Origin of the sequence: Polaromonas sp., from assembly GCF_039930745.1 — a bacterium.
GTDB lineage: Bacteria > Pseudomonadota > Gammaproteobacteria > Burkholderiales > Burkholderiaceae_C > Polaromonas.
On sequence record NZ_JBDTTH010000173.1, the window covers coordinates 1 to 3,787 of the forward strand.

4 protein-coding genes and 1 pseudogene are annotated in these 3,787 nt (G+C 58.6%); all 5 read right to left on the bottom strand.

Annotated elements, in window-relative coordinates; all coding sequences use genetic code 11:
* Positions 1-2,338 (bottom strand): replicative DNA helicase (gene dnaB, locus ABI660_RS23200; protein ID WP_348072584.1); only part of this gene is annotated, 2,338 nt, incomplete at its 3' end.
* A 183-nt stretch (positions 2,339-2,521) separates the two neighbouring features.
* A complete protein-coding gene (gene rplI / locus ABI660_RS23205) occupies positions 2,522-2,974 on the bottom strand; it encodes a 50S ribosomal protein L9 (RefSeq protein WP_348072586.1) in 453 nt (150 codons plus the stop codon).
* 11 nt (positions 2,975-2,985) lie between these two features.
* Positions 2,986-3,270 carry a 30S ribosomal protein S18 gene (rpsR, locus tag ABI660_RS23210; protein WP_077592883.1) on the bottom strand — a complete coding sequence of 95 codons (285 nt, stop codon included), beginning with the start codon at positions 3,268-3,270 and terminating at the stop codon, positions 2,986-2,988.
* A gap of 10 nt (positions 3,271-3,280) precedes the next feature.
* A complete protein-coding gene (priB, locus tag ABI660_RS23215) occupies positions 3,281-3,631 on the bottom strand; it encodes a primosomal replication protein N (RefSeq protein ID WP_348072588.1) in 351 nt (116 codons plus the stop codon).
* 9 nt (positions 3,632-3,640) lie between these two features.
* Positions 3,641-3,787: pseudogene (locus ABI660_RS23220) on the bottom strand (30S ribosomal protein S6); the annotation flags it as partial.

Consider the following 3,787-nt stretch of genomic DNA (forward strand, 5'->3'; position numbering starts at 1 on the left):
CCTTGCAGGCGTCTTTGGTGTAGTACTCGTCGCGGTAGATGAACATGATGATGTCGGCGTCCTGCTCGATGGCGCCGGACTCGCGCAGATCGCTCATCATGGGGCGCTTGTCGGTACGGGACTCGACGCCGCGGCTCAGCTGTGACAGGGCAATCACCGGGCACTGCAGCTCCTTGGCCAGCATCTTCAAGCCGCGCGATATTTCACCGACGGCGGTGGCGCGGTTTTCTTCGCTCATGCTGGAGGACACGCTCATGAGCTGCAAATAGTCAACCACGATCAAGCCCAGCTTGCCGCACTGGCGCGCCAGGCGCCGAGCATTGGCGCGCAGTTCGCTGACGGTCAGGCCCGGGGTTTCGTCGATGTGCAGGGAGATGTTGCGCAGCTTCTCGATGGCTTCAGTCAGGCGCGGCCACTCTTCGTCGGTCAGCGCGCCGGTGCGCAGATGGGTCTGGTCGATGCGGCCGATGGAGCCGACGATACGCACCGCCAATTGGGAGGCGCCCATCTCCATGGAGAACACGGCCACCGGCAGGCCTTCGTTGAGCGCCACGTGTTCGGCAATGTTGATGGCGAGGGCCGTATTGTGCGTAACGATGTAGTCATCGGTGACGTAAAGATGGCTGGGGTGGCTGACTGAAATGCATTGGCACGCTACTGCATTCCCCGCTTCAACTGAGGCGACTGTTAGCCTCTTTTGGCGAATCCACTGCTGCGGTACACGCGCCTTTTTCTCCGTAAGCAGCATCAAGGATTTGGGATCCGAGTGTGAGATATGACAAACATAAGCAGGCAAACCCTGCATCCGCATTCCGGCGGTATTGACGAAGTGCGGCTGCTTCTGCGAAATTGAACACCAGCCACCCAGCGAGCGAATCAGCAAGGCCACATCTGAGGCCAAACGTTTGCTAGCGGTAGACAAGCGTATGCTGCCCCATTTTTCTACCCATCCATCGGTGTCGATAAGGCCGCGCAGCAGATCCAGACGCGCCTGCTTGCTAGCATTCAAGTACATCTCAGGGATGAACTTCTGATCGCTGGGCAGTCCAGACAAGCCCAGTGCCTCCAGCGCCACGCGCAACGGGTTGGCAACCACACCTTGCACACCCTTCACACGACCACGATGGACTTGCACCAGGCGGTGGTCGTAATTACCAGCGTGAACAGTCTCCATACCTTCAGGCAGGCGGTCGCGCATCGTTTGAAGCGTCTGCTCGGACCCGGTTGAAAACCTGACGCTCCCCGTTCCGGTCAAGCCACCGTCACCCAGAAGGCTCCCCAGAACCCGCGGTTCAATAGGTAAAGGCTCTACGCTGCCAAAGTCGCCAGACACCGTGTCAATCCATAAGCGCGCCCGATAGCGAACCTTCGTCAGCATCTCTCGCAGCCGATCAGTGGAGACAATACGTGGTTCAGACCAATCCCGGTACATGACTCTCCACAGATGCTCGCCGCAACATTGCGTCGAGCGCCCATCCGAAAAAGTTACCGTGTAAGTTTGCTTAATACCCTGTGGAAAGAGTCCCGTCACCATAGACGCCTGACCATCCACGGAGGCGAGCGCATCACCCACTTCGAGATCGCCCATCAACTTCCACCCGCTGAGGGTTCGGATTTTTGCATCCAGCGGCTGGGCTTTCCCCATGGACGGCCGCGCCGCAAGAATCACCAGGTCGCCGGCCTGGAAACCCGAGGTCATCTTGTCGAGGTCGTAAAAGCCGGTGGGCACGCCGGTGACGTCGTTCGGGTTTTCCGACATTTCGGTCACGCGGTCCAGCAGGCTAACCACCAGCGTGTCCATGCTCTGGAAGCCCTGCTTCATGCGCGAGCCCTGCTCGCCGATTTTGAAGATTTTCTGCTCGGCCTCGTCCAGGATCATGGCCACGGCCTTACCCTGGGGGTTGAAGGCCTGGGTGGCAATCTCGTCGCTGGCGGCCACCAGCTTGCGCAGGATGGAACGCTCGCGCACGATCTCGGCATAGCGGCGAATGTTGCCGGCGCTGGGCACGTACTGGGCGAGCGAATTCAGGTACGCCAGGCCACCAACCTCTTCGGCCTTGCCCTGGTTTTGCAGGTGTTCGTACACGGTGATCACGTCGGCCGGTTTGGTGGCATTGATCAGCGCGCCCACGGCAGCATAGATCAGCTTGTGTTCGTAGCGGTAGAAATCCTCGTCCACCAGCAGGTCGCCGACGCGATCCCAGGCGCCGTTGTCCAGCAGCAAACCGCCCAGCACGCTGGACTCACCCTCGATCGAGTGCGGGGGAATGCGCAGTTGCGCGATCTGCCGGTCGGGGCTGTAGCGGGCGTCGTCAACAGTGGAAAGTACAGCGGACATGGGTTTCCTGGAAAAGTGCTAAATAGTACGCCGCCACAGCTAAAACGCGGTGGACAAAGTTGTGAATAAGTATGGGAAATACGGTGTAAATCGGCACTGGAGATGTGCACAACCGCGCCGACTCAGGGAGCCAAGAAAAAAGCCGCTCAGCGAGCGGCTTTTTCGGGAACCGCGAGGCTCTGCTTAAGCGGATTCGCCGTACACCGTGACGGTGATGTCCACGGCCACGTCGGTGTGCAGTGCAACGGTCACGGGATGGTCGCCAACAGTCTTCAAAGGACCGTTGGGCATGCGCACCTGGCCCTTGGCGACTGCGAAGCCCAGCTTGGTCAGTTCAGCGGAAATGTCGTGATTGGTCACAGAGCCAAACAGACGGCCGTCAACGCCGGCTTTTTGCGTGAGCTTGACGGTGGTTCCGCTGAGCTTTGCACCCTGGGCTTGTGATTCGGCCAGCTTGGCAGCAGCAGCTTTTTCAAGTTCGGCACGTTTGACTTCAAACTCCTTGATCGCCACAGCGGTTGCGCGGCGGGCGCGGCCGGAGGGGATCAGGAAGTTGCGTGCGTAACCGTCCTTGACCTTGACGACTTCACCCAGGTTGCCCAGGTTCACGACTTTGTCGAGCAGAATAATTTGCATGATCGTGTTCCTTACAGGCTGCGGTGCTGGTCGCTGTAAGGCAGCATCGCGAGGAAGCGAGCGCGCTTGACGGCGGTGTTGATCTGGCGCTGGAAAATCGCGCGCGTGCCGGTCAGGCGTGCGGGGATGATTTTTCCGTTTTCGGCAACGAAATCGCGCAGGGTGTCGATGTCTTTGTAGTCGATTTCTTCAACGCCAGCGGCTGTGAAGCGGCAAAAACGCTTGCGCTTGAACAGCAGGGATTGGGTATTGCGCTTGGGGCGCTTGTCTTTGTTGAAACGTTTTGGTCCGGGCATGATGGACTCCTTAAATAGGGTTCAGTACTTGTTCAGAAACTGGTTGAAAAGCTTGGATATGAAACACGACACTTTTGCTGCCTCGCGCATTGACCAGAAAACCGGTGAACCTGAAAGGTTTGCCTAAGGAGATCTGGCCGGTTTGTTCTGCCAGGGCACCAAAAGCCACCGCCTTCATTGTCAACTTGATCTGCCGGGTGGAACCTGCCTCCACCATTTCCGACTCGTGTTCGAGAACGAAGTTGGCAGCGGGGATTCCAGCGGGCGTGTAACGAAGAGGACTGGCCTCGGCGATACAAGCGGTCAATTCAACACGGTTCACTGCAGGTGTTTTGCGCAGCAGTGCGTCGTTCAACAGCATGGTGGCGTCTTACGACGCCGCATACTCCTGCTGCTGGGCCTTGCGGGCTTCTTCCCTCTCGACGTTGCGCATCATGAGGGACGGACCGGTTTCAGCCTTCTTCTTGACCACGGTCAGGTGGCGCAGCACGGCGTCGTTGAACTTGAACGCGTGTTC

What these genes read in the sequence shown, in the direction of transcription:
- rplI (WP_348072586.1), bottom strand. Translation starts at nt 2,974, where the DNA reads ATGCAAATTATTCTGCTCGACAAAGTCGTGAACCTGGGCAACCTGGGT.
- priB (WP_348072588.1), bottom strand. Translation starts at nt 3,631, where the DNA reads ATGCTGTTGAACGACGCACTGCTGCGCAAAACACCTGCAGTGAACCGT.
- rpsR (WP_077592883.1), bottom strand. Translation starts at nt 3,270, where the DNA reads ATGCCCGGACCAAAACGTTTCAACAAAGACAAGCGCCCCAAGCGCAAT.